Source organism: Paraburkholderia sp. BCC1885, assembly GCF_900996235.1.
In the GTDB taxonomy this organism is placed as follows: Bacteria; Pseudomonadota; Gammaproteobacteria; order Burkholderiales; family Burkholderiaceae; genus Paraburkholderia.
Map to the genome: position 1 here is coordinate 1 of NZ_CAAJGM010000176.1, position 434 is coordinate 434.

Below are 434 nucleotides of genomic sequence, written 5' to 3' on the forward strand. Positions count from 1 at the left end.
CCGTCAATGCCGGCTCGCAGCGCGTGCGCGGCTTCGAGTTCGGCTTCGCCGGCGACGTCACGCCCAAGTGGCACCTGTTCGGTGGCTACTCCTACCTGAACGCCGTCACCACCAACGCCGGCGCCGGCAGCCCGACCGCCTCGGGCCTGCCGATGGTGATGGTGCCCAAGCACAACTTCACGCTGTGGACCCGCTACGACGCGCTGCCCAAGCTCACGCTCGGCGTGGGCGCGACGGTGTCGAGCCTGACCTACGCGTCGGTGTCGGCCACCGCGCGCAAATGGACGCCGGGTTACGCACGCTTCGACGCCGCCGCCGCCTACCACTTGACGAAGTCGATCGACCTGCAATTGAATGTGCAGAACCTCTTCGACAAGAAGTACTACGCCACCGCCTACCCGATCTACGCGGCATGGGCGCCGGGCCGTTCGGCG

Annotated in this window: 1 protein-coding gene; it reads left to right on the forward strand. The window is 67.7% G+C overall.

Going from position 1 to position 434, the window contains the following annotated elements; all coding sequences use genetic code 11:
• A partial coding sequence (locus FQ755_RS16210; RefSeq protein WP_144155869.1) for a TonB-dependent receptor domain-containing protein occupies nt 1-434 on the forward strand: 434 nt, incomplete at both ends.